At 53.7% G+C, this 283-nt stretch carries 1 protein-coding gene; it reads left to right on the top strand.

The annotated features are described in order from the left end of the window. A partial coding sequence (locus tag QP140_RS09945) for a signal peptidase II (RefSeq protein WP_284759495.1) occupies window positions 1-283 on the top strand: 283 nt, incomplete at both ends.

Raw genomic sequence — 283 nt, 5'->3', positions numbered from 1 at the left:
TCCTTTGGCACGAACGCCACCTGGGTTTTTACCACGTTGCAGCTGGTTTACATCCTGGCTGTGATGTGCTTTTCCCATTGGCTGCGCAGTCCTATATCGGCGACTGCGGCGGGGCTTATTGCTGGTGGTGCGCTGGGCAACCTCATCGATAGGCTGTTTCGGGAGCCCGGTTTCTATGTCGGCCACGTTGTCGATTTCCTGTCGGTGAAGGGTTTTGCCGTATTTAATATCGCGGACTCCGCGATTACTGTGGGCGTTATTATCCTCGTTATCTGGATGGTTT

The organism is Corynebacterium sp. UMB9976 (assembly GCF_030212265.1).
Lineage (GTDB): Bacteria > Actinomycetota > Actinomycetes > Mycobacteriales > Mycobacteriaceae > Corynebacterium.
This window is presented reverse-complemented; position numbering and strand designations above follow the sequence as displayed.